The 21669-nt window shown below is 70.8% G+C and carries 15 protein-coding genes and 1 pseudogene; 9 read left to right on the top strand and 7 right to left on the bottom strand.

Going from position 1 to position 21669, the window contains the following annotated elements; all coding sequences use genetic code 11:
* Window positions 1-199: 199 nt before the first annotated feature.
* From KRR26_RS32765 to KRR26_RS32750, 4 genes are all read right to left on the bottom strand, one after another.
* On the bottom strand, window positions 200-1474 hold the full coding sequence (locus KRR26_RS32765; protein WP_233576726.1) for a hypothetical protein: 1275 nt from the start codon (window positions 1472-1474) through the stop codon (window positions 200-202).
* A gap of 142 nt (window positions 1475-1616) precedes the next feature.
* Window positions 1617-3965, bottom strand: a complete 2349-nt coding sequence (locus tag KRR26_RS32760) for a YfhO family protein (protein WP_217081754.1) — start codon at window positions 3963-3965, stop codon at window positions 1617-1619.
* 115 nt (window positions 3966-4080) lie between these two features.
* A complete protein-coding gene (locus KRR26_RS32755) occupies window positions 4081-4884 on the bottom strand; it encodes a GNAT family N-acetyltransferase (RefSeq protein WP_217081753.1) in 804 nt (267 codons plus the stop codon).
* 72 nt (window positions 4885-4956) lie between these two features.
* Window positions 4957-6615 (bottom strand): vWA domain-containing protein, encoded by a 1659-nt coding sequence (locus KRR26_RS32750; protein WP_236069424.1) that lies wholly within the window; start codon window positions 6613-6615, stop codon window positions 4957-4959.
* Window positions 6616-6937: 322 nt separating this feature from the next.
* On the opposite strand from KRR26_RS32750, the gene KRR26_RS32745 reads away from it, so the two are divergent.
* A complete protein-coding gene (locus KRR26_RS32745) occupies window positions 6938-8587 on the top strand; it encodes a DUF692 domain-containing protein (RefSeq protein ID WP_217081752.1) in 1650 nt (549 codons plus the stop codon).
* Between the two features lie 63 nt (window positions 8588-8650).
* Window positions 8651-9289, top strand: coding sequence for a uridine kinase (gene udk / locus KRR26_RS32740; RefSeq protein ID WP_120203697.1), 639 nt, complete (start codon window positions 8651-8653; stop codon window positions 9287-9289).
* A gap of 1 nt (window position 9290) precedes the next feature.
* On the opposite strand, the gene KRR26_RS32735 is transcribed toward udk, so the two are convergent.
* Entirely contained in the window at window positions 9291-10322 is a 1032-nt protein-coding gene (locus KRR26_RS32735; RefSeq protein ID WP_217081751.1) for an alpha/beta fold hydrolase, read from the bottom strand.
* A gap of 51 nt (window positions 10323-10373) precedes the next feature.
* On the opposite strand from KRR26_RS32735, the gene KRR26_RS32730 reads away from it, so the two are divergent.
* Window positions 10374-11300 carry a hypothetical protein gene (locus KRR26_RS32730; RefSeq protein WP_199723698.1) on the top strand — a complete coding sequence of 309 codons (927 nt, stop codon included), beginning with the start codon at window positions 10374-10376 and terminating at the stop codon, window positions 11298-11300.
* A 12-nt stretch (window positions 11301-11312) separates the two neighbouring features.
* On the opposite strand, the gene KRR26_RS32725 is transcribed toward KRR26_RS32730, so the two are convergent.
* On the bottom strand, window positions 11313-13505 hold the full coding sequence (locus KRR26_RS32725; RefSeq protein ID WP_217081750.1) for an outer membrane protein assembly factor BamB family protein: 2193 nt from the start codon (window positions 13503-13505) through the stop codon (window positions 11313-11315).
* Window positions 13506-13603: 98 nt separating this feature from the next.
* Between KRR26_RS32725 and KRR26_RS32720 the strand changes: the two genes are divergently transcribed.
* From KRR26_RS32720 to KRR26_RS32695, 6 genes are all read left to right on the top strand, one after another.
* Entirely contained in the window at window positions 13604-15694 is a 2091-nt protein-coding gene (locus KRR26_RS32720) for an HTH domain-containing protein (protein ID WP_217081749.1), read from the top strand.
* A gap of 270 nt (window positions 15695-15964) precedes the next feature.
* On the top strand, window positions 15965-16882 hold the full coding sequence (locus KRR26_RS32715) for a HEAT repeat domain-containing protein (RefSeq protein WP_217081748.1): 918 nt from the start codon (window positions 15965-15967) through the stop codon (window positions 16880-16882).
* Window position 16883: 1 nt separating this feature from the next.
* Window positions 16884-17507, top strand: coding sequence for a hypothetical protein (locus KRR26_RS32710; protein ID WP_233576728.1), 624 nt, complete (start codon window positions 16884-16886; stop codon window positions 17505-17507).
* A 90-nt stretch (window positions 17508-17597) separates the two neighbouring features.
* Window positions 17598-18617 (top strand): biotin--[acetyl-CoA-carboxylase] ligase, encoded by a 1020-nt coding sequence (locus KRR26_RS32705; RefSeq protein WP_120203708.1) that lies wholly within the window; start codon window positions 17598-17600, stop codon window positions 18615-18617.
* 56 nt (window positions 18618-18673) lie between these two features.
* Window positions 18674-19444, top strand: coding sequence for a type III pantothenate kinase (locus tag KRR26_RS32700; RefSeq protein WP_120203710.1), 771 nt, complete (start codon window positions 18674-18676; stop codon window positions 19442-19444).
* Window positions 19441-20583 carry a hypothetical protein gene (locus KRR26_RS32695; protein WP_120203711.1) on the top strand — a complete coding sequence of 381 codons (1143 nt, stop codon included), beginning with the start codon at window positions 19441-19443 and terminating at the stop codon, window positions 20581-20583. The genes KRR26_RS32700 and KRR26_RS32695 overlap by 4 nt, the downstream gene beginning before the upstream one ends.
* 49 nt (window positions 20584-20632) lie before the next feature.
* Here the strand turns inward: KRR26_RS32695 and KRR26_RS32690 are convergent.
* Window positions 20633-21669: pseudogene (locus KRR26_RS32690) on the bottom strand (response regulator); the annotation flags it as partial.

The raw sequence follows: 21669 nt of genomic DNA, 5'->3' as shown, positions 1-21669 counted from the left end.
GGCGCGGGAGCCGGGCTTCGTCGTGCGACCCGAGGCGGGACTCATGACAGAACGCTCTCCCACGTCCCCCATGTCGTCAAGCAGACCGCCATCGATCTGCCGCGACGGCCCGGAAGGCCGGATGGCTGGTGGCGCGGACAAGTCTCCTCGCGCCATGCGCACGCTCTGTCGCCGCCTGTGCCGCCCGGGCGCGGGCCGCTCAGGTCCCGATGAACGGGGTCAGCGGATCCTCCAGGGGCGTGGGCATGACCCACGTGTCACGCGGTCGGGAATACGCCAGGTCGAACGCGTAGAGGATGCCGTGCCACCGGTCGAGGAACACGGCCCAGTTGTACTCGGTGGGCTTCGACGTGAAGGGGTTGCCGTCGCGGTCCGGCTGGGTGTTGGCGTAGTCCGCGTACGTCCAGTGCACCTTGCCGAAGTCCGTCTGTAGCAGCGGCGTCAGCGCCTGGAGGAGCGCGGGGCGGGACACCTCGTCCGGGGCGCCCGAGGGGTTGAACACGGGCTGCGCCATGTCGTGCTGCTCTCGCCAGGCCACGTAGTTGTTGCCCATGGCGATGAGCGCGTCGCGGCGCTCCGGGGACGAGGCCAGCCGCGACTCCTCGTAGAGCGCGAACGCGGCCACGAGCAGGCTCTTCCAGTGCATGCCCGGGAGCAGCGCGTCGAACTGGTTGGGGCGCGGCGTGTCATTCGCGTGCGCGAGCGCGAAGTCATAGGCCACGCGCGCTTCGGCGGGCACCGCCTCCGGGAGGGCGAACTCCGTCAGGACGCGCCCAGGGGTGACGACGCCCGCGCCGCTCCGCCAGGTCAGGTACGCGCGCCCGGCGCCGCCGATGTCCGAGTAGATGGCGAGGTTGCCCTCGTGCAGCGTGCGCTCCAGCGTGCGCACCACCGCCTCGGCCTTGTCGAGCGGCAGGATGCCCGGGGCGCTCCAATACAGCGACACGAAGCGCCCGGTCGTCGTCGCGAGCGTGCGCGGGTCCAGGAGGGCCTTGGCGTTGAGTGAGGACGTCAGCACCGCGAACACCGTGGACACGTCCAACGGGAGGCCCGCGGTGAGGAACTCCGCGGCGCGCTGCTCGGCGTTGGCCTTCAGGACGTCATCGAGGTCCACGCGGCCGAGTGCTTCGAGCACCGTGAGGATGGGCCTGCCGCGCAGCGCGTTGATCAGCTTCGTGGCCACCGCCGTGCCGTACATGCCCATGCCACCGGTCTGCGACGCGTTGGGGGCGAACGTGTACCAGTTGGGGCGCACCGCGCTGCTGCCACCGGGTTGCAGCGTGGGATCCAGAATCGCGCCGACCTCGTACGCAAGCTCGATGTAGCCCCGGGTGATGCGACGGTTGTCCTCCAGCGGCGTGGGCGCGGCCCGCGCGGTGCTGGCGCCGAGCAGGATGCACAGTCCCAGGGTGAGTGATGACAGGGGTACGAGCGCGTCGCGTGCGGTGGCGCGACGAACGGAAGAGGTGCGCATGGTGAAGCTCCCGAGGTCTAACCGGCGGAACGGAGGCTCCGCGGATGTCAAGCTAGGCATCGGGTGACCAACACCTCACGTGGCCTGGAGTGCATGCGCCATGAACGCGTTGACGAGTGGACGTTTGAGTCGCCGCGTTCGCTCAGGCGCGCACGCGATGTCGCAGGTGCGGGCGCACCCGAAGCCAACCCATCCACATGAGCAAGGACAGCAGCGTCACGAGTGACACCCCAAGCCCCACGCGCAGGCCGGGGGCGCGATAGCTCAGGACGACGTGGTGCGCGCCCGCTGAGACGGGGATCGCTCGCACGGCGATGTTGGCCGGCAGGATGGGAACGGGCACTCCATCCTGTTGCGCCTCCCAGCCGCGCTGCCACGCGTCGTTGATGAGCACGACCCCGTCGGTGGTGGCGGAGACGTCGAGCGCGATGTGCTCGGGGTCGAAGCGCTCGACGCGGACCGTTCCCACCGCGCCCTCCGTGTGGGGTGGCTGCAAGGCACCGCATTCGACCGCCGCTTCAGTGGCGATGGGGAAGCGCGGATCCATGAGGAGGCCCAAGGCCGTGTCGGCGTCGGGCACGCAGCGAGGACGCATGAGCGCGACGCGGGGGAGCGCGGTGGGATGCGCGACCAGTTCGAGCCCGAAGGCTTCATCCTGGGCGACGATGGGGCCGGGCCTGGTCGCGAGGCGCTGGTATTGCTCCGGCGCGTAGACGCTGTAGCCCACGCCGTAGATCGGCAGGAGCGTGGTGAACGTCTCGGGGAGGTCCTCCTCCAGGTGTTGAAGGCGTGCGCTCGCCGCCGGCAGATAGCTCTCCGCGCTCTCGATGCCCCACAGCGCCGGCGTGTTGGGCGTGAACGATGCGCGCGACATCAGCGCGACGCTGTCTTGGAACTCGAACGCGTCGAAGCGGGGAAGGTTGAGGCGATCCACACGCGAGGCCACGCGGTGACGGGGTGCACCGTCCTTCGTGGGAATCGCGCGCAACACCTCCGCGAACGCGGGAGGCGTCTCCAACAGCGAGGGCGGACCGACAATGTACAGCGGCTCATTCGCGACGAAGGCCGAGGCGCCCTGCACCAGCACCAGCGCCAGTTGATGGACCCGCGACTCCGCGAGGCCGCGCACGAGCAGCGCGGTGACCCCAGCGATTCCGCAGGCCACCCAGGCCGCGTTCGAGAACGCGCTGGAGGCGTGGGTGAGCTGCTCGGGGGAGACGGTGGGCCAGCGCGTGCGCACGCAGAGCGCGGTCCAGGCCCCTGCCCATTGTTCCGCGCCCGCCATGAGCGCGCAGAGGACGGCGAGGACGCTGCTGGTCCACATGGCTCGACGCGCGCGCGCGGGACTCTCCACCACCGCCTTCCAGCCGAGCCCCGCCAGGAGGGCCACGCCGAGCGACACGTGGACCATCAGCTTCTCGGGGTAGCGGAACGGGCGCCACAGCGGCAGCGCGGTGTAGAGCAGCCGATAGAACGGCAGCGCCGAACCCATCGCGAGGAGGAGCAGCGCGAAGCCCGCCGCGATGAAGGGCCAGGCTCGTCGAGGCAGTGACCGCAGTCCAGTGAGTGCGAGCACGAGCGCGGGAACGCCGAGGAACACCGAGTCCACCCAGAGGCTGGAGAACCCTCCCGTGCGCAGCAGCCCCTTCACGAACTCCTCGGGCACGCCGCGCTCCTGCGCGGGATTGGCGAGGAAGGGACCCAACCCCAGCTCGAGAAGTCGCCACGGGTCGAGCGACCATCGCTGCGCGTCTTCGAGCGAGCTGGCTCCCGGTGCGCCCGCCGCGAGCACCGCGCTCCCCGCGAGCAGCTGCGGTGCGGCGAGCAGCGCGCCCAGAAGGACCAGCGTCACGCTTCTGCGCGCGCGGATGGAGCCCGGAGTGGTGTCATCACCCAGGATTGCGAGCAGCAGCACGAACGCATTCGCGATCGCATACGTCCAGGTGTCGCCCGCCAGCAGCACACTGGCGAGCAGTGCTGCCGCGACCGCCGCGCGGCCCGGGCCTCCTGCTCGGATGAAGCGCAGCGCGGCCCACAGCGTCAGCGGCAGCGTGGCCCCGGCCAGGAGGTATCCCAGGTTGTTGGTGATGCAGACCAGATAGCCGCTGAACGCGAAGATCGCCGCGCCCATCCCGGCGCCAGTCCTTGGCGCACGCGCTTCGCGCAGCAGCAGGTACGTGCCAAGGAGCGCGAGCGGGAAGCAGGCCAGCACCGTGAGCTTCATGGCGTCGCCCGTGGAGAACACCCACCCGAGGAGCTGCGACGGGTGGAGCACTCCGGACAGCACCATGCCGGGGAAGGACTGCCCGAGCCCGTCGAACGGATACCACTCGGGGAACTCACCTCGCGACACCCGCTCGGCCCAGTAGCGGCGCACGGGGGCATAGACGAGCAACATGTCCCGCGCGGTGAACACGTCTCGCGTGAACACGGCGCGATAGAAGAACAGGCACGTCAATCCGATGGCGCCGCCCACCACCGCGAGCCCCATCGCCCAATGTGACGAGGGGGCAGCGGAAGGGTCAGTCCTGCGAGGGGGCTGCATGGGGCCGCGGATTGTTTCCGGAGGACGCCCCGACGTCCAGCCCGCGCGTGGCCCGCGCCACCTACCCGCCGGGCGGCGGGCTGAAGAACAACTGGAACGGGGTGACGTCGTGGAAGCCCATGCGCTGGTAGACGGGGCGCCCGGCGGCCGTCGCGTGGAGCACCGCGCGCTCCAGGCCCCAGTCCTGTTTCGCGGCCATCAGCGCCTGCCGCATGACGGACTCCGCGGCGCCCGTGCGACGGTGCTCGGGGAGCGTGGCCACGAGCGCGACATACGCGATGTCATCCACCTTCAGCACCGACGTGGTCGTCACGGGCTTGTCCTCCAGGCATCCGACGAGGGCCCGACAGGCAGGGCCGTAGATGTCCGGAGACGCCAGGGCCTCGCGCCCCACCTCGCGCGGCACGTCGTAGCAAGTGGCGTTGATGTCGGCGACGGCGTTGTAGCCCCACGTGTCTTTCACCCGCAGCAGGTCCAGCGGTGGCGGCGGACGCACGGGGGTCTGTAGTCGCTCCGCGGCCATCCCCATGATGCTCATGCCCGGCGACAGGCCATGCGCCTGAAGAAGCGAGGCGGCACGGGGGCGCAAGGCGGGCGACAACCAGTCCTCGCTGTAGGCGAAGGACCATCCATGCCGGCCCTGCGCGAAGTACCGCGCGGCGGATTCGATGGAACGTGCCAGGTCCTGCTCTCGCTCCACCGGCGCGTTGAGGAACGCGGCGTTCATCAGGGGCCACGTCACATGGCCCGCGGCGATGAACACCTCGCGCCGCTCCACGACCTCGCCTTGGGGGCTGCCCAACGCGAACAATCTCCAGGCACCGCGGAACTGCGCATGGGACTCGTCAATCTCAGAGGCGGACATGGGCGGTCGCTCCATCAGGAGGGAACAGGCATTGTCCGCAAGGTGCCGAGACGGAGTCCACACCGCGACCCGTCAACGCGCGGCCACTCCGTGCAGCAGCGGACGGGCGCGCTCCATCCAGGTGATGAACTCCTCGCGCTCAACGTCTCCGGGTGGGGTCGCCGCGCGCGCGATGGACAGGACATTCTCCAGGCTCCATCGCTCGGCATGGGGACTGCGACGGAGCAGCTCCGCCGCGCCCATGACGGCCGCGGCGAAGCGGAAGTCCTGACTGGCGTTGCTGAAGCGAGGGGCCAGGGCCGTGGCATCGAAGGCATACGCGCGCTCCGTCGCCGTCTCTCCGCGCGGTCGCTTCGCGCGCACCCGCACCGTGGCGAGGCCCGCTCCCGCGCCCGGTCGCAGGACGAGTTCATACAGCGCGGTGACCGTGTGGCCCGCGCCCATCTCTCCCGCGTCCACGCGGTCGTTGCGGAAGTCTCGGTCCGCGATATCTCGGTTCTCGTAGCCCACGAGTCGGTAGCGCTCGACCTGCTTGGGATCGAACTCGACCTGGAGCTTCACGTCCTGGGCGATGACCTCCAGCGTGGAGCCCAACTGCTCCTGGAAGATGCGGCGCGCGGCCATGAGCGAGTCCACGTAGTAGTGGTTCCCGTTCCCGCGGTCCGCGAGCTGCTCCATCGTCGCATCCTGGTAATTGCCCAGGCCAAAGCCCACGGTCGTCAGCGTGACGCCTTCCTTGACGTGCCGCTGGATGAGCGCCAGCAGCGCCTCGTAATGCGTGGGCCCCACGTTGGCGTCGCCGTCGGACAAGATGATGACGCGCGAGAGGGAGTGTCCGTCCAGCGTGCGGCTCGCCTGCTGATAGGCCAGCTCGATGCCCGAGGCCATTGCGGTGGCGCCCCCCGCGGTCAGGTCTTCGATGGCGGCATGAAGGGTCGCCTTGTGCTCCAGGCCCGTGGGCGGCAGCACGAGCCGCACGGCGCCCGCATAGGTGACGAGCGCCACGGTGTCTCCGTCGCGCAGTTGATCCACCAAGAGGCGCAGCGCGCGCTTCGCCAGCGGCAGGCGATCCGGTGAGGACATGGAGCCCGACACGTCCACGAGGAACGTCAGGTGCGCGGGCTTCCGCTCGGCCACGCTCAAGCGGCGACCTTGAACGCCAACGCGCAGCAGGTGGCGGCCGGGCGTGAAGGGCGACGGCGCCGCGTCCAACTGGACCGTGAGCGCATCCTCGGTGGGGGCGGCGTAGCGATAGTGGAAGTAGTTGAGGAACTCCTCCACGCGGACCGTCTCCGGAGCGGGCAGGGTGCCTTCGTTCACCTGCCGTCGGGCGTGCGTGTATGACGCGGTGTCGACATCCACCGCGAAGGTGGACAAGGCATCGCTCGTCGTCTCGACGAAGCCGTGGATCCGCGAAGGTGACGCGCCAGGGGGGCCCGCTGATGGCTCGCGCGGATCGTGGTCTTCGGTGTTCCGCTTGCCCCCGAGCACCCCATGGATGTTGCCGAAGCCCTGCGAACGGAGTCCGAGTCCCGCGCCGCCAGCGCCTTTGCCCATCATCCCCAAGCCCGTGCCCCGGCCCTCCAGGGGCTCGCCAGTGCCCGCCGCCCGATTCGCGATGAAGGCACGCCGGATCACCGCCTCCGTGATCTCCGCCCCAGCGGGCGCCGCGGAAGGTGCGGCGGCTTCATGCCTGTCCACGGGCGCAGGCGCCTGCTTCTCTGCGCTCATGGCCGCAGGCCCGGGTGCCTGCTTCGCGGCGACTTGCGCCGGGGCAGGGGGCGGGGCGGGCTCCGGCGGATTGCGCTGAGCGCAGGCGAGGACCACTAGCGTGCTCGTCGCGACGAGTGCGCACACGACTCCACCGCTGCCAGCCATTGCGGCTCGCTTCATCGACGCTTGCTCCTGTCTGGGTTCGCGGAGCCATTCGACAAGGGGGCGCGAGAAAGGTTCCCGTCGGGGCGTCGGGGGCCCGCTCGGCTCGCCGGTCATCGTTGCGCGGCGAACATCCAGATGCTGCGGGCCGGAGCGGCTGGGTCTATAGGGAACGGACATGACACCCGCCGCCGACACCTGGTCGCTGCCCTGGCTTGGGCTGGGGCTGAGCAGCAACCTGAGCGCCTCGGACGTGCCGCAGCCCTATCGGCTGTGGGATGCGTCGCCGGGCCTGTTCGACTTCGTGGAGTACAGCGCGCCGCTCTCCCTGGAGGATGCCCGCGCGCAGGCCACGCTCTTCCCCGAGATGTGGCGGCGGCTGTCGGACGTGCCCGTCCTCTTCCACCCGGTGCACCTCAACCTCTGGGGGCCGAGCCTCGAGCCCGCCCCGGCCCTGCGTGCGCTCGCCGAGCATGCCCATGCCGTGAAGAGTCCCTGGGTGGGCAATGACGTGGGCTGGTGGCACGAGGAGGGTGAGCCCTTCCCGGGCTACCTCTACTTCACGCCGCCGTTCACCGAGGAGGGGCTGCGGGACTGCGCGGCCCACGCGCTCCATGTGCAGTCCCACCTCGACGTGCCCCTGGTGCTGGAGAATCCGGCGGTGCTCGCGCGGCGGGGCAGCTGGCACGTGCTGGACTTCATGGCGAAGCTCCACGCGCGCACGGGACTGCCGCTGCTGCTGGACCTGGGGCACCTGCTGAGCCACCAGCTCTCCGCGGGCCTGCCGCTGGAGGCGGGGCTGGACGGGTTCCCATTGGACAAAGTGGTGGAGCTCCACATCGCGGGCGGCGTGGTGACGCGTCGCGGGTCGCGCCGGTTCTACGTGGATGATCACACCCAGCCCGTCCGCGAGGAGCTGTTCCACCTCCTGGAGATGCTCCTGCCGCGCTGCGAGCGCCTGCGCGCGGTGACCTTCGAAGGCGACGGGCACCCTCCCGAGGTGGCCTTGCTGGAGCTGCGGCGGCTGCGGCGGCTGGTTCCGGCGGGCCCCCGCGAGCCGCTCTCCTGGCCCGCGGTGCGCGCGCCGGTGCCCGCGCTCACGGGGGACAGCAAGCCGTGGGAGCTGTTCGACGCGGGCCACGGGGTCACCGCCGTGGAGTCCACCGAGGACCCCGAGGGCGTGCGGGCGGACCGGGACTTCCGACTGGCGGTGGTGGCCGAGCAGCTCGACCAGAGTTGGCCCCTCACGCGCCTGTTGCTCGCGCCAACGCCCGAGGCGCTCCGGGGCTTCACGGCCTCGCGGGAGTACCGCGCGATGTTCGATGGCCTGGGGCGCTCCCTGGGGCAGGTCTTCGCGTCGTGGGCGCGGCGCCAGCTGATCCAGGCTCCCGGTGAGGCGCTTGCCTCCGTGGTCGCCCTGGAGACGCTCCTGCCCAACGCCTTCCTGTGGCCCGCTCCGACTCCGGGCCCGGGGCAGGTGGGACTGGCCGAGGACGTGCGGGTGGGCGCCTTCCCGGTGGACCTGACGGAGTGCGTCTTCGCCGCGCGGGCCTTGCGGCGCCACCTCACCGGGCGTGCGTGGGCCGGCGGGGAGGTGGAGCTCTCGGGGCTGGAGGGGCTCCAGCAGGTGGCGGCCCGGCCCGGTCCGGGGCCCTGGCACTTCGCCATCCAACGCCATGGGCGACGTCACGAAATCGCGCCGGTCTCCTCGGACATGGTGGCCTTGCTGCGGGCGCTGACCGAGGCGCCTCGCGCCCCGGCGGAGCTGGCCCCGGCCGTGCTCGCGGAGGCCCGGGCGCGTGGGCTCGTCCGGTGGGGACCGGGGTAGGAACGTGTCCGATTTTCGACGGAGTCTTGCGCCAGCCCGTCGGGTGGGATAGGTGCGGCCGGCATGTCGTCACCTCTCGTCGTTGGCATCGCGGGTGGTACCGCGTCCGGCAAGACGACGGTCGCCCGCAAGGTCCGCGAGGCACTCGCGGACTGTCGGGTCGCCTTCATCGATCAGGACTCGTACTACCGGGACCTCAAGGACATCTCCCTGGCGGATCGGCGGGAGGTGAACTTCGATCACCCCGACGCCTTCGACACGGACCTGCTCGTCAGTCATCTGCGTGAGCTGAAGGCCGGCCGCGCGGTGCAGAAGCCCGTCTACGACTTCGTCACGTCCTCGCGTCAGCCGCACACCCAGCGGTTGGATCCGGGCGACATCATCCTCATCGAGGGCATCCTCGTCCTGCACATGAAGGAAGTGCGGGACCAGATGGACGTGAAAATCTACGTGGACGCGGACGACGACCTGCGGATCCTCCGGCGCCTCACGCGCGACATCAAGGACCGCGGCCGGGACTTCGACCACGTGGTGGCCCAGTACCTGCGCCACGTGCGGCCCATGCACATGGGCTTCGTCGAGCCGTCCAAGCACCACGCGGACATCATCATCCCGCACGGCGGTAACAACGACATCGCCATCGGGATGCTCGTGGGCGCGCTGCGAGCCCGCCTCGCGGCGCAGGCTCAAGAGCGCGACTAGCTCACCGGCGCTGAAGGAAGTCCTGGAGGGGCCCTCGGAGCGGTCGAGGGTCCGCCAGCAGCGCGCCGTGGTCCGCCACCCCCTGCAGTTCGTGGAAGCGCGCGGGGGCACCCGCGGCGCTCAGCAGGTGGTACGTGTCTCGGACTCGGGCGGCGGGGGCCAGGGCATCCGTGGCGCTCGCCAGCAGCAGCACGCGGCTGCGGATGCGCGGCAGGCAGTCCGCCAGATCGCACCCCGCATAGGCCGAGCACAACAGCGCCCAGGCCAGCGGATCGAACGTCTCCGCGAAGGAGTCCGCCTCGGCCTCCAGGGCTGCTTGGGCCCCGCCGCGCTCGGGATGACGGTGGCGAAGGGACTCGCGTCCGTGGACGAGCTTGAGGAAGTCCAGGCGCAGCTTGCGCATCGTCTTGCGAGGCCCGTTCCCCGGCCCGTACCAGCCCTCCTGGAACTCGGGATCCATCCGCAGCACTTGCGCCGTGAGGCCCAGCTTCTCTCTCAAGCCCTCGGGCAGTGAGCGGCCCGCGCCGATGGCGACGACCGCGCTGGCGAGCTCCGGGAACAGGGCCGCGAGTCGCAGCGCCACCATCCCGCCCAGCCCCACGCCCACGAGCGCGCGAACGTGTTGCAGCCCGTGCGCCCGCAGCCCCGCGGACACGGCCCTCGCCATGTCCAACACCGTGAGCCCTGGCATCGCGGGCCCCAGTCGATCACCCGTCGCGCCATCCACCGTCACGGGCGACGTCGAGCCGAACGGACTGCCGAGCAGGTTGAGCACGAGCAGCGGTGTCTCGGTCGGATCCAACACCTTGCCCGGCCCGATGAACTCCCGCCCCCAGCCCGAGGCCTGGTACGCGCCGGCCTCCACGGGACCCAAGGCCAGGTGCGAATGGGACAGGTCGTGCAGCAACACCACCGCTTTGCCGTCAGACGGTTCCCCATGTGCTTCCCAGGCCACTTGGGGATTGCCGAGCAGCTCTCCCTCTTCCAAGGGGAGCGGCACGGACAATAGGTGTGTTCCCCCGACCTGGATCACAGTGATGGAATCTCATATCACTGCCCGCCCGAACGCATAGGAGACTGCCGCTTGAAGCGCTACTTCGGAGTTCTCGTTCTCGTCGCAGGGGTGCTGCTCGCGTCCGTGATGTCGTACCGGAGCGCGAGCACCAAGGCGAAGGAGGCGCAGCGGGATGCGGACTTCCAGCGCATCCAGACGGAGTACCTGGAGCGGGTGGGGTGGATGCGCGCCAACCCGGATGAGGCCAAGTACCGCGAAGAGGTGAAGCCCTTCTTCAAGGCGTACTTCGATCAGGTGGACGAGCACCTGACGCGCTACGGCGGCAACAAGCAGTTCGACGCGTACCTGGCGGAGCTGGAGAAGCGCTCCTCCGAGGGCGGCAAGGAGAAGAAGGACGACCGCGCGGGGGACCGCAAGGCGTTCTACGAGTACACCCGCAAGGTGTTCGACCTCTTGCGCGAGGGCCGCTACCAGCCGGTGTGGACCGCGACGGACCGGGGCATGCGCCTGGATGTCGTCAGCTCGGACGTGGTGATGGTGCTGGGCAAGCCCCAGATCCGGCTGCAACTGGCGCTGTGGGGTGCGCAGCGCTCGGTGAAGGACGAGGGCAAGGTGAAGAAGATGGTGACCAGCGCCTCGTTCGACACCGTCTGGAAGCTCACCGACGCGAAGGGCAAGTTGCTGGGCGAGATGCGCGGCGCGGATCCGTCGATGAAGATCGACTATCCCGAGCGCTTCATCGCCGAGTTCCCGCCGCAGATGCTCCTGGGCCACTACGACCTGGACCTGATGCCGGCGGAGGTGGCGAAGATCGAGATGACCATCCACGTCTCATCGCACGCCTCCACGGGCGGTGACGCGGCCGCCAGCTACGTGTGGAAGCTGGATGTGCCGTCCGACTGGAAGCTCGGCGCCGGCGAGAAGTGGGAGGGCGCCACCCAGGAGGAGCGTCCCGAGGAGGAGATCGACCCGGCCAAGGCGGCCAAGCCGAACTGAGCCGGGTCGGGCTCACTCCACGACGGTGAAGTGCGAGCCGAGCTGGTACGCGGACAGCGTGCCAGCCTCGTCCAGGAAGTAGAGGTTGAGGTGCACGTCGGCCTGGAGCGCGACGAGCCCCTCGCCCGCGCGGACCTCCGCGAGCACCTGTCCGCCGCGAGGCTCCACCGCGCGCACGTGCTCCCCCGGCAGCAGCGTCACGCCGCGCGCCGTCCGCGCAGGCAGGGCCGCGAGCAGGGGCTCGCCCGTGGCCCCCACGCGCCAGTCCACCTGACCCGAAGCCGTCACGCGCGCGGCCGCGCCCGAGGCGCTCGTCACGATGACGGCGCGCTGGAGCGGCGCCAGCGCGAAGGGCCCCGGCCCCAGGTGCAGCGCGCGCTCCCAGAGCTTCTTGCCGCGCGCATCCAGGCACACGAGCAACCCTTCCCGGTCGCGCTCCCCCGCCAGGTACACGCGCGCCCCGAGCGGCAGCGGCGGTGAGGGGTGCGTCAGGTCCAACTCGTGCGTCCACACCGCCTGGCCCGTGTGCGCGTCCGCGAGCAGCACCGCCCAGTGCGAGCCGCGTCCGAGCATGGCCAGCGCCCGCCGCCCCCAGGGCACGGGCGCGCCATGGAAGGGCAGGGGCGCGCGCAGCCGGTAGCGCACCTGTCCGTCCGCGAGGTCCAATCCGTAGAGGTAGCCCGAGTCGGTGGCCAAGAGCGCCCGGTGTCCCTGCGGCGTGAGCCAGCTGCGCTGCGCGCGCGGCGGGGCCAGCCGCCACATCTCGCGTCCCGTGGCCTCGGCGAAGGCCACCACCGTGCGCTCCTCGGAGAGCGTCAGGAGCAGGCGATCCTTGCGCAGCAGGAGCGGACCAATCGGGATGCCGTCATGGTCATGCAGCCAGCGCGCGCCGGCGCCCCGGCCCGTGAAGCCGTAGACGCGCGCCGCGTCCGCCGCCACCGCGTGCCCGTCCGCCGCCGCCGCCACGCCCAGGGCCGCGGCCCGCCGCCACAGCAGCGCGCCATCCCGTCGCGAGAACGCGCAAGCCAGCCGGGGCGCGCAGTACACGGGGCCATGGCGACCCGACAGCAGTCGGGCCTCCTCCGCGTCCTCCAGGCCGCGCTGCTCCCACAACTTCTCGAACCGCAGGCGCCGCAGCCGTCCGGGGACCTTGAGGGGCTTGGACTCGCCTCGGCCCGGGGCGCTGCGGGGCTCGCGCGCGGCGCCCTCCGACTCGGGGGGCTTCGCGGGATCTCTCAGGTGGGACAGGCCCTCGCGACAGCGCTCGGCCAGCTCCACCAGGTACGGGTTGTTCACCTGGGCCCGGTCCATTTCGGCGAACCCGAGGACGAGCGCCTCGCCCAGGTGGAACATGGCCGCCACCAACTCCCGGGCGTCCAGCGCGAAGGGGGAGCCCGTGGGCCCGAGCCGGGCCTTTCCTCCTCGAAGGTCGAGCGAGAGGGTGGGGCGCGCGCCGCCGAGCTCCAGGGCGTGGCGGGGCTCGCCCAACTCCACCGCGCGGGCCAACTCGGCGGCCTGCCGTGACAGCTCCAGGACGGTGAGGAACGGCGGCCCCTGGGCGCGCCAGGCTTGAGGGCGGCCCGGGATGGCCAGCCACACCTCGCCAGGGCCCAGGAGGGGCGCCAGCGCGCCGTGGGCGCCTCGCGTGGCGCGCGTCGCGGGGAGAGGCGGCTCGCGCAGCTCGAAGCCAAATCCGGGCACCCCAGGCGGCTCCACGCGGCGGGGCTCGGGCTGCGGCGCGGGCTCCAACAGGGCAGGCGAGGCCTTGCCCAACTGCTTGAGGGACTCGGCGAGCTTGCGGGCCACGGCCGGCGGCAGGGCCCGAGGCGCGACCACCGACACATCCGCCAGGAAGCGCTGGCTGGCCATCCGCACCGCGCGCGCCAGCTCCTCCGTGTCCACGCGGACCGGGGGGCGCAGCAGGCGGGCCGGGCGGGCGAGGCTGGCCACCGACAGTTCGATTTCCGCCCCCACCCGGCGCAGCACCAGCTCCAGGTGTGCCTCTCCCAGTGAAACCTGAGCCAGCCTCCGAGTCCCACCCTGAAGCGCCGCGACGGCCTCCGCCAGAGCGGGGACGACCTCGGCCAGGGACTCCTCCACTGCTCCGGAAAGCAGGTTCACCCCGTCGAGCTCCAGGGCGATGGAATCCAGCGGGGGGGCTGATGGTTCGCGCTTCCAGCGCTGTCCGATGCGTATGCGGGTCATCTTACGTTCGTTGACAAGCCAGTTTAGCGGTGGCTAGCATCCGCCACCTATACGGACCTACATTTTTGTAACCGTTCGGAATTCTTGGGGAATACTCGATGACATTTTACGAGGCCGCGCTCCGCGTCCTGGAGAGCGAAGGGCGCCCCCTGCATTTCCTCGAAATCACGGAGAAATCCATCCAGCAGAACCTGCTGTCCCACGTCGGCAAGACGCCCGAGGTGACGATGTTGTCGCGCCTCGCTGCCATGGCGCGCCGCACGCGGGATCGCAAGGTCATTGTCACCGCGAAGGACACCTTCGCGCTGACGGATTGGTCGCTCCCCGAGGATGCCGAGGCGCTGGCGCAGACTGGAGTGCTTGAGCCGCACGTCGAGGAGGATCTCCCTCCGCTGCGTCCGGTGGAGCGACACCCCGAACCGCGCACGGACAACGTGCGGGTGGCGGGCCGTGGCAGCGAGCGCAAGCGTCGCCGCGACGAGGAAGAGGAGCGGGGTGGCCGCCGCAAGCGCTTCCCGCCGCTGCCCGAGGTGGTGTTCGAGATCCTCAGCGAGGCCGAGGTCGCGCTGCGCACGGATCAGATCATCGAGCGGGCTCGTGGCAAGGAGCTGTGCGCGGAGGAGACCACGGTGGAGGCGGTGCTCACCGCCCTGCTGGAGGACAACCAGCGCCGCATCGATGCGGGTCGCCGCCCTCAGTACTCGCTGAACAAGGAGACGGGCGAGGTGACGTTGGAGCGCGCGGGCATGCCCAGCGAGGCGCCGCCCCTGGAGCTCCAGGCCGCGTTCGCGCAGGCGCTCGGCATTCCGTTGGAGGGTGGCCGTCCGGTGCTGAGCAAGCCGTCGGCTGCGGCCACGGGCGAGGCGGCGGTGGATGCCGCGCTCATCACCACGGTGCGCACGGTGCTCAAGGACGCGCGGCGCGCGGTGGCTCGGGCGCTGCGCAAGCGCTTGGGCGACCTGGAGGTCGGCACCTTCGAGAAGTCCGTGGTGAAGATGATGCACGGGCTGGGCTTCCGCGAGCTGAAGGTCGCCAAGCGCTCGAAGGAAGGCCCCTTGCTCACGGCGCGCAAGCGCGAGGGCAGCGTGGAGCTGCGCTACGCGGTGCGTATGCTGAAGGGCGCGCCGGCCATCGATCGCAAGACGGTGCAGGAGCTGCGGCGTGACCTGGGCCACTACTCGGCGCAGGTCGGCTTGTTGGTCAGCGCGGGGGACGTGCGCGGCGACGCGCGCTCCGAGGCGCAGGCCAGCGGCGCGCTGGTGATGCTCTGGTGCGGCGACGCGCTCGGGGAGAAGTTCCTCGAGGCGAAGACGGCCGTCACCGTCACGCAGGTGGAGCTGTACGACATCGACGACAAGTTCTTCGATGCCGCGAAGGTCGACGCCGACGAGGCCCAGCGCCGCCGCGAGGAGCGCAAGCACGAGAAGCAGGCGCGCGAGGAAGGCGCGGAGGGTGAGACCGCGGAGGCCGCGCCCGCCGAGTCGACGGAGCGTTCCGAGCGCTCGGAGCGGCGCCGTGAGAAGCGCCGCGCGCGCGAAGAGCGCGAGTCCCGCGAGGCGTCCAAGGTCGCCGCCGAAGGTGAGGCCACGGGGCGTGAGGCCTCGACCTCGGCCGAGGCCACGCGCGAGGCACCCGCCAAGGTCACCGCGCCGGCCGCTGGAGCTGGCTTCACGCCGTCCTCCGAAGACGATGACGGCGAGGAGGGCGACGAAGAGGGTGACGACGAGGACCTCGAGGCCGCCAGCGCGTTCGTCGCCGGAGGCCGCGCGGAAGGCTCGCCGGAAGGGGCTGCCGAGGGCACTCCTTCCGAGCGCAAGCGCCGCCGCCGCCGCCGTCGTGGGCGCCGGGGGCGTGGCAACCGCGGAGCCGAGGGCACCCCGGGTGACGCTGCCGCGCCGACGGGTGAGGCTGCCGCGCCCGCGGAGGCCACGCCTGGAGCGGGTGAGGCTGCGGCGTCAACGGATGCCACCCCTGCGCCGACGAGCGAGTTCACGGCGTCAGGAGCGAGCGATGCCGCCAGTGAGATGCCGTCAGTCGCGACGCCGAGCGAGGGAAGCCCTCTCGCTGCGGCCGTGACGGCAGCCGCGGAGGCCGCGAGCGCGCCTGTTGCGGAGGAGTCCGAGCCGGAGCGCAAGGAGGCCGCGGCCCCTGCGCCGAGCGCGGGTCCGACGGAAGGCGGAGAGAGCTGAACCGCGCGCGCTCGTGGTTGCTCCACGAGCGCGTGTCCTGAGGTGGGGGAGGTTGATGCCTCCCCGCCTCATTCGCAGCGCACGGGCTCCGTGGCGTCTTGCTGCCTCCTCCTCCGAGCAGGAGCCTGTCGGCAGCGAGCAGGAGCCTGTCGGCAGCGAGCAGGAGCCTGTCGGCAGCGAGCAGGAGCCTGTCGGCAGGTGGGCGGGCTGAACTTCGCCTGCACGCGAATCGGGTGCGGCCCACGCGGGAGTGTTAGCGTAAGGGGGCCCATGAAGCCGGCCTTGCTGCTCGCCTCCTGCCTCGTGCTCCTCAGCGCCTGCCGCTCGCAGGCGCCGCGCCATCCTGTGGCGCCGGTGGAGCTGTCGGGCACCACGGTGCGAGATAACGCGCTGCTCGGCATGGGACCCGAGGGGGTCCGCATCCTCTTCAGCGAGGCGCTCAACGCCTCCGGTCGATTCGAGCAACTCGGAGAGGAGGTCCCTCGCAAGGCCCGTCCCTGGCGGCTCACGCTGGAAGTCCCGTTCACCCGCGAGGTACTGAAGGACGGCAACCCGCACAGCTACGCCGAGGTCGGCGCCAGCCTCTCGTTGGAGCGCTTTGGCGGAGACCTGCCTCAGCGCTACGAAGTGGTGGGGCTGGGCGAGGCGGTCGTTGACCCGGACACGGTGGAGGGCCGCCGTGCGGCCATGCGGTCCGCGCTGGAGTCCGCGCTGCGGCAGTTGACTGAGTCCGCGGTGCTCCAACTCGCGGCGCTGGAGCGCGGAGACGATCAGCTCGTGGCGGACCTGCGCGCCCGCGACGCCCGCATCCGCGAGTTCGCGCTGCGCACCCTGGCCGAGCGCAAGCATCCCGCCGCCGCACCGCTGCTCATCGAGCGGCTGAAGGACACCAGCGACGCGGACGTGGTGCGCCGCACCATCGGCTCTCTGGCGGAGATGAAGGCCCGAGGCGCGGTGCCCGCGCTCATCGACCTGGCGCGTGGCCGAGACACCGGCTTCGTTCAGGAGATCGTCTTCGCGGTGGGCGAGATCGGAGGCCCCGAGGCCGAGGCCTACCTCTACACGGTCGCCCAGGGCCATGACACGCCGTCGGTGCAGGCCGCCGCGCAGCAGGCCCTCGACACGCTCTACGCATCACGCAAGCACGCCAACGCGGAGGCGCGTGGCTCGGACCACGCGGAGCCCTGACATGAAGCACTCGCTGTTCTCGGTAGGAAGCGCGGCCCTGGTGTCCCTGGCGCTCGCGGGCTCTGGCTGCGCGAAGCATGTGGAGGCGGAGTCCTCCGCGTCCTCCATCGCGTCGCTATCGGAGTACTACCCCCTCGCGGTGGGCAACCGCTGGACGTACCGGGTCAACGGGCGCGACGACAAGGCCGTCACGGTGGAGATCGTCAAGGAGGAGGCCGGCTTCTTCCTCGACAGCCAGGGCGGTCAGCTCGCGGTGGACGGCTTCGGCCTGCGCGACCCCAAGCGCTACCTCCTGCGAGGCCCGCTGGAGACGGGGCGCTCGTGGACCAACGTGGTGTCGGTGTCCTCCACGGAGCGCTATCAGATCCTCCAGGCAGGAGCCTCCTGCGAGGCCCCTGCCGGCACCTTCCAGAACTGCGTCCAGGTGGAAGGCCGCAACCGCGTGGACACCCGCACCACGCTGATCAACACCATGACCTTCGCGCCGGGCGTGGGCATGGTGCGCGTGGAGGTGGCGGCCGAGCACGACGGCCAGCGCGTCCCGCAGACCTCGCTGTCGCTCGAGTCCTTTCAGCTGCGGCCCGCCGCGAGCCCACCGGCGCCCACCTCTCCGACGGCGGGCTGACGGGCGAGCGACGCAGCGTCCCGCGCTCGGAGGTTGAAAGGCGCGTCCTCGCTCCCTAGCCTGCGGGCTTCTTCGAGAGGCAGGGCAGACGTGGCCGCTGACACGAGTGAGCAGACGCAGGAGGAACTCATCCTGGGCTTCCTCTCCGAGGGAGGGGACGCGTACCTGTCCGGGGAGGTGCTCTCCAGCAAGCTGGGGTTGTCGCGCACCGCGGTGTGGAAGCGCGTGGAGGCCCTGCGGCTCAAGGGCTACGTCATCGAGGCGGTGCCCGCCCGGGGCTACCGCCTGGTCGAGGTCCCGGATCGGCTGAGCGCGCTGGAGCTGGGCCCACTGCTCGGCACGCGTGACCTCGGTCGCGTCATCCACCACCACGAGACCATCGGCTCGACCAACGAGGCCGCCTTCCGCCGCGCGCAGGACGGTGCCGAGCACGGCGAGGTGGTGGTGGCCGAGCAACAGACCGCGGGCAAGGGCCGCCGAGGCCGGGCCTGGGCGTCGCCGGCGGGGCTCAACCTCTACTTCTCCGCCATCCTCCGCCCCGAGCTGCCGCCGCAGCGCGCGCCGGAGCTGACGCTCGTGGCGGCCGTGGCCTTGGCCGAGGCATTGCGCGAGGCCGGCAGCGACGCGGCCATCAAGTGGCCCAACGATGTGCAGATCGGCGGTCGCAAGGTGGCGGGCATCCTCACGGAGCTGTCCGCCGAGCCCGAGCGGGTCCACTTCGTCGTCGTGGGCGTGGGCGTCAACCTCAACTCGACCCTGGAGCACTTCCCGGAGGAACTGCGCGAGTCGGCGACGTCGCTCTCCATCGCGCTGGGCAAGCGGGTGGCGCGCGCCGCGTTCACCGCCGCCCTGTGGACGCGCCTGGAGGAGTGGCTGGATCGCTACCTGGAGGCGGGGTTCGAGCCCGTACGGGCGCGCTGGAAGGCGCTGTCCAGCACCCTGGGGCAGGACGTCCTGGTCCGCACGGACCGCAGTGAGCTGCGCGGGAGGGCCGAGGACATCGACCCGTCGGGCGCGCTGCTCGTGCGCACCGAGGCGGGTGTGCTGGAGCGGGTGTTGGCCGGCGACGTGGAGCGGCTGCGACCGCGCCAGGATGTTCGGTCGTCTTGAGGTTCGCGGCACGGCGGCGGTCGCCAGGCCCGCCTTCAAGGTAGAGTGTGCCGGCAATGCTCCTGGCCATTGATGTCGGCAACACCAACACCGTCCTGGGCGTCTACGAGGGCAAGCGGCTGCTGGACCACTGGCGCCTGGAGACCAGCGCCCGGCGCACCTCGGACGAGTACGGCATCCTCGTGCGCCAGCTCTTCACCTGGCGGGGCATCGACGCGACCAAGGTGGACGCGGTGGCCGTCTCCAGCGTGGTGCCGCCGCTCCAGTTCAGCCTGGAGAAGATGAGCGAGCGCTACTTCAAGACGCGCCCCATGTTCGTCGGGCCCGGCGTGAAGACAGGCATGCCCATCCTCTACGACAACCCTCGCGAGGTGGGCGCGGACCGCATCGTCAACGCGGTGGCCGCCTACGAGAAGCACCACCGCGGCGTCGTCGTGGTGGACTTCGGCACGGCCACCACCTTCGACGCGGTGACGCCCAAGGGCGAGTACCTGGGCGGCGCCATCTGCCCAGGCATCAACATCTCCATGGAGGCGCTCTTCCAGAACGCCTCCAAGCTGCCGCGGGTGGAGTTCGCCCGTCCGCCCCACGTGGTGGGACGCAACACCGTGCACTCGATGCAGTCCGGACTCGTCTTCGGATACGTGGGCATGGTGGACGGCATCTGCGCGCGCATGGAAGCCGAGATGGGCTTCCCCGTGAAAGTGGTGGCCACCGGGGGACTCGCCCCGTTGGTGGCCAGCGAGTCCAAGGCCATCCAGGAAGTGGATGAGTTCCTCACGCTGGAGGGCCTGCGCATCATCTACGGAAGGAATCACGCCTCATGAGCACCGCGACCCCCGCCGACAACATTCCGGCTCCGCCCCCCGGCTGTCCCTTCAACGCGGAGTTCCTCCCGCCCAACCTGCGCAAGCATGTGGATCCGGCCGCGCCCGTGCCGCTGCGGATGATGGCCGCCAAGTCGCTGGTGCCCCTGAATCCCTCGGACATGGTGGGCGCGCTGTACATGCTCACGTTCGATCCCGACGCGGGCGTGCGCGAGACGGCGGCGAAGACATGCCTGGGGCTGCCGGACCGCATCCTGGGCTCGGCGCTGCGTGACGAGGGCGTGCAGCCTCAGGTGCTGGGCTTCTTCCTGGGTCAACTCAAGGACAAGGAAGCCTACGCGGAGATGCTCATCCTCAACCCCGAGACGCCGGACGACGCGGTGGCCGGGGTGGCGGGAAACTGCAGCGCGAAGCTGGCGGAGATCATCAGCCAGAACCAGCTCCGCCTGCTGCGCCACGAGGACATCCTGCGCAACCTCTGCGCGAACCCGAACGCGACGGTGTCGCTCATCGACGGCGTCTGTGACTTCGCGGTGCGCAGCGGCCTGATGATGACGGACGTGCCGCAGATGAAGGCCGCGCGCGTGCGCCTCTTCGGCCCCGAGGCCGCCGAGGCCCCGCCGCCCGACGCGGGCCCCACCGCCGAGCAGGTCCTCCAGGAGTTCCAGGACGTGGCGCAGGAGGAGGCCGCGCCCATGGACGAGGGCAAGCGGCTGACGCTCTCTCAGCGCATCCTGAAGATGTCCATCTCGGAGAAGATCAAGCTGGCGACGCTGGGCAACAAGGAGGCCCGCACGGCGCTCATCCGAGACACCAACAAGCTGGTGAGCGTGGCCGCCATCCGCAGTCCGCGCATCACGGATGGCGAGGTGCTGTCCGCCGCCGCCAACCGCGCGATGACCGATGACGTGCTTCGCGTCATCTACAACAACCGCGAGTGGACCAAGAATCAGAAGGTGAAGCTCGCGCTCCTGAAGAACCCCAAGGTGCCCCTCACCGTCACCATGAAGTTCCTCAACATGGTGCGGGAAACCGAGCTGAAGGACCTGTCGCGCGACAAGAACGTCCCGTCCGCCGTGCAGGCCTTCGCGAAGAAGCTGCTCGAGAAGAAGACCGCGCCCAAGAAGGACGGTCACTGAAGCGGAAGGAGGGGAGGGGCGGTGAGCGCCGCGCCTCCCCGTGCTGACTTCAGGCCGCAGCCTCGTCGCCGTCCTCGCCGACGGCCGAGCCCGGCTCCTCCAACAGCTGCTGCGCGATGGCCAGGGCCTTCTTGGTCTTCTCGCGGAGCTTCTCGTCGCCCTTGATGCGCGCGTAGAGCTTCGTGACGCGCTCCTCGCTGTGCACCGCGGCCTGCTCCAACTCGGCGATGCGCGCGCGGAGGCCCTCGGCTTCCTCGGCCGCCCGCGTGCCCTGTGCCTCCAGGTCCGCCTGCGCCTGCTCGAGCTGTCCGCGGATCGCCTCGGACTCCTGCTGCGCCGCATCCAACTGGGGACGGAGGCTGTCGGCCTCGTCGCGCGCGGCCTGGACGTCCGACTCGAGGGCGCCGGTGCGCCCGCGCAGCTCCTCCAGCTCCGCGTGGAGCGCCTGGCTCTGGGCCTGGTGCTGCTCCAGCTCGGTCTGCAGCGCCGTCAGCTTCGCGCCCGCGCCCCGGGCCTCGTCCTTGGCGGCGGCGAGTTGCTGATCCACGCGCTTGCGCTCCGTGGCGAGCTGCTCCGTCTTGGTGGTGAGCGTCTTGATCTGCGCGTCGCGGCGGGACATCTCCCCGTCGGCGGTGCTCGCCTTCTGCTCCAGCTCCAGGTGCTGATCCTTCAGCTCGACGATCTCCTGGTCCTTCTGGTTCATCTCCGTCTTGAGGCGGAGGATCTCCTTGTCGCGCTTGTTGACCGCGTCGCGGAGGGCGAAGGTGTCCTTGTCGTTCTTCCCCGCGCTGGAGCGCGCGGTCTCCAACTCGGTGGACTGGGTCTCGAGCTCGGACTCCAGCTCCCGCACGCGATCCTCGGCCTGCGTGGCCTGCGTGCGCGAGTCCTCCAGCGCGCCCTGGAGCTCCGCCACCCGGGCTCGCAGGGTGCGCAGCTCGGCCGCGTCCGCGGCGGACATGGCCGGAGCGGCGGGCGCGAGCGGCGTCACGGTGGCGGCGCGAGTCGGAGGCGCGGCGGGCACAGGCGTGCGCGCATGCGCCGTGGGCGCGGGAGTGGGCGCGCGGGCCGGCTCCGGCGCGGCGCGGA

Origin of the sequence: Citreicoccus inhibens (genome assembly GCF_019039035.1) — a bacterium.
Classification (GTDB): Bacteria; Myxococcota; Myxococcia; order Myxococcales; family Myxococcaceae; genus Citreicoccus; species Citreicoccus inhibens.
The sequence above is the reverse complement of the archived record's forward strand: the minus strand, read 5'-3'. Positions and strand labels throughout refer to the sequence as shown.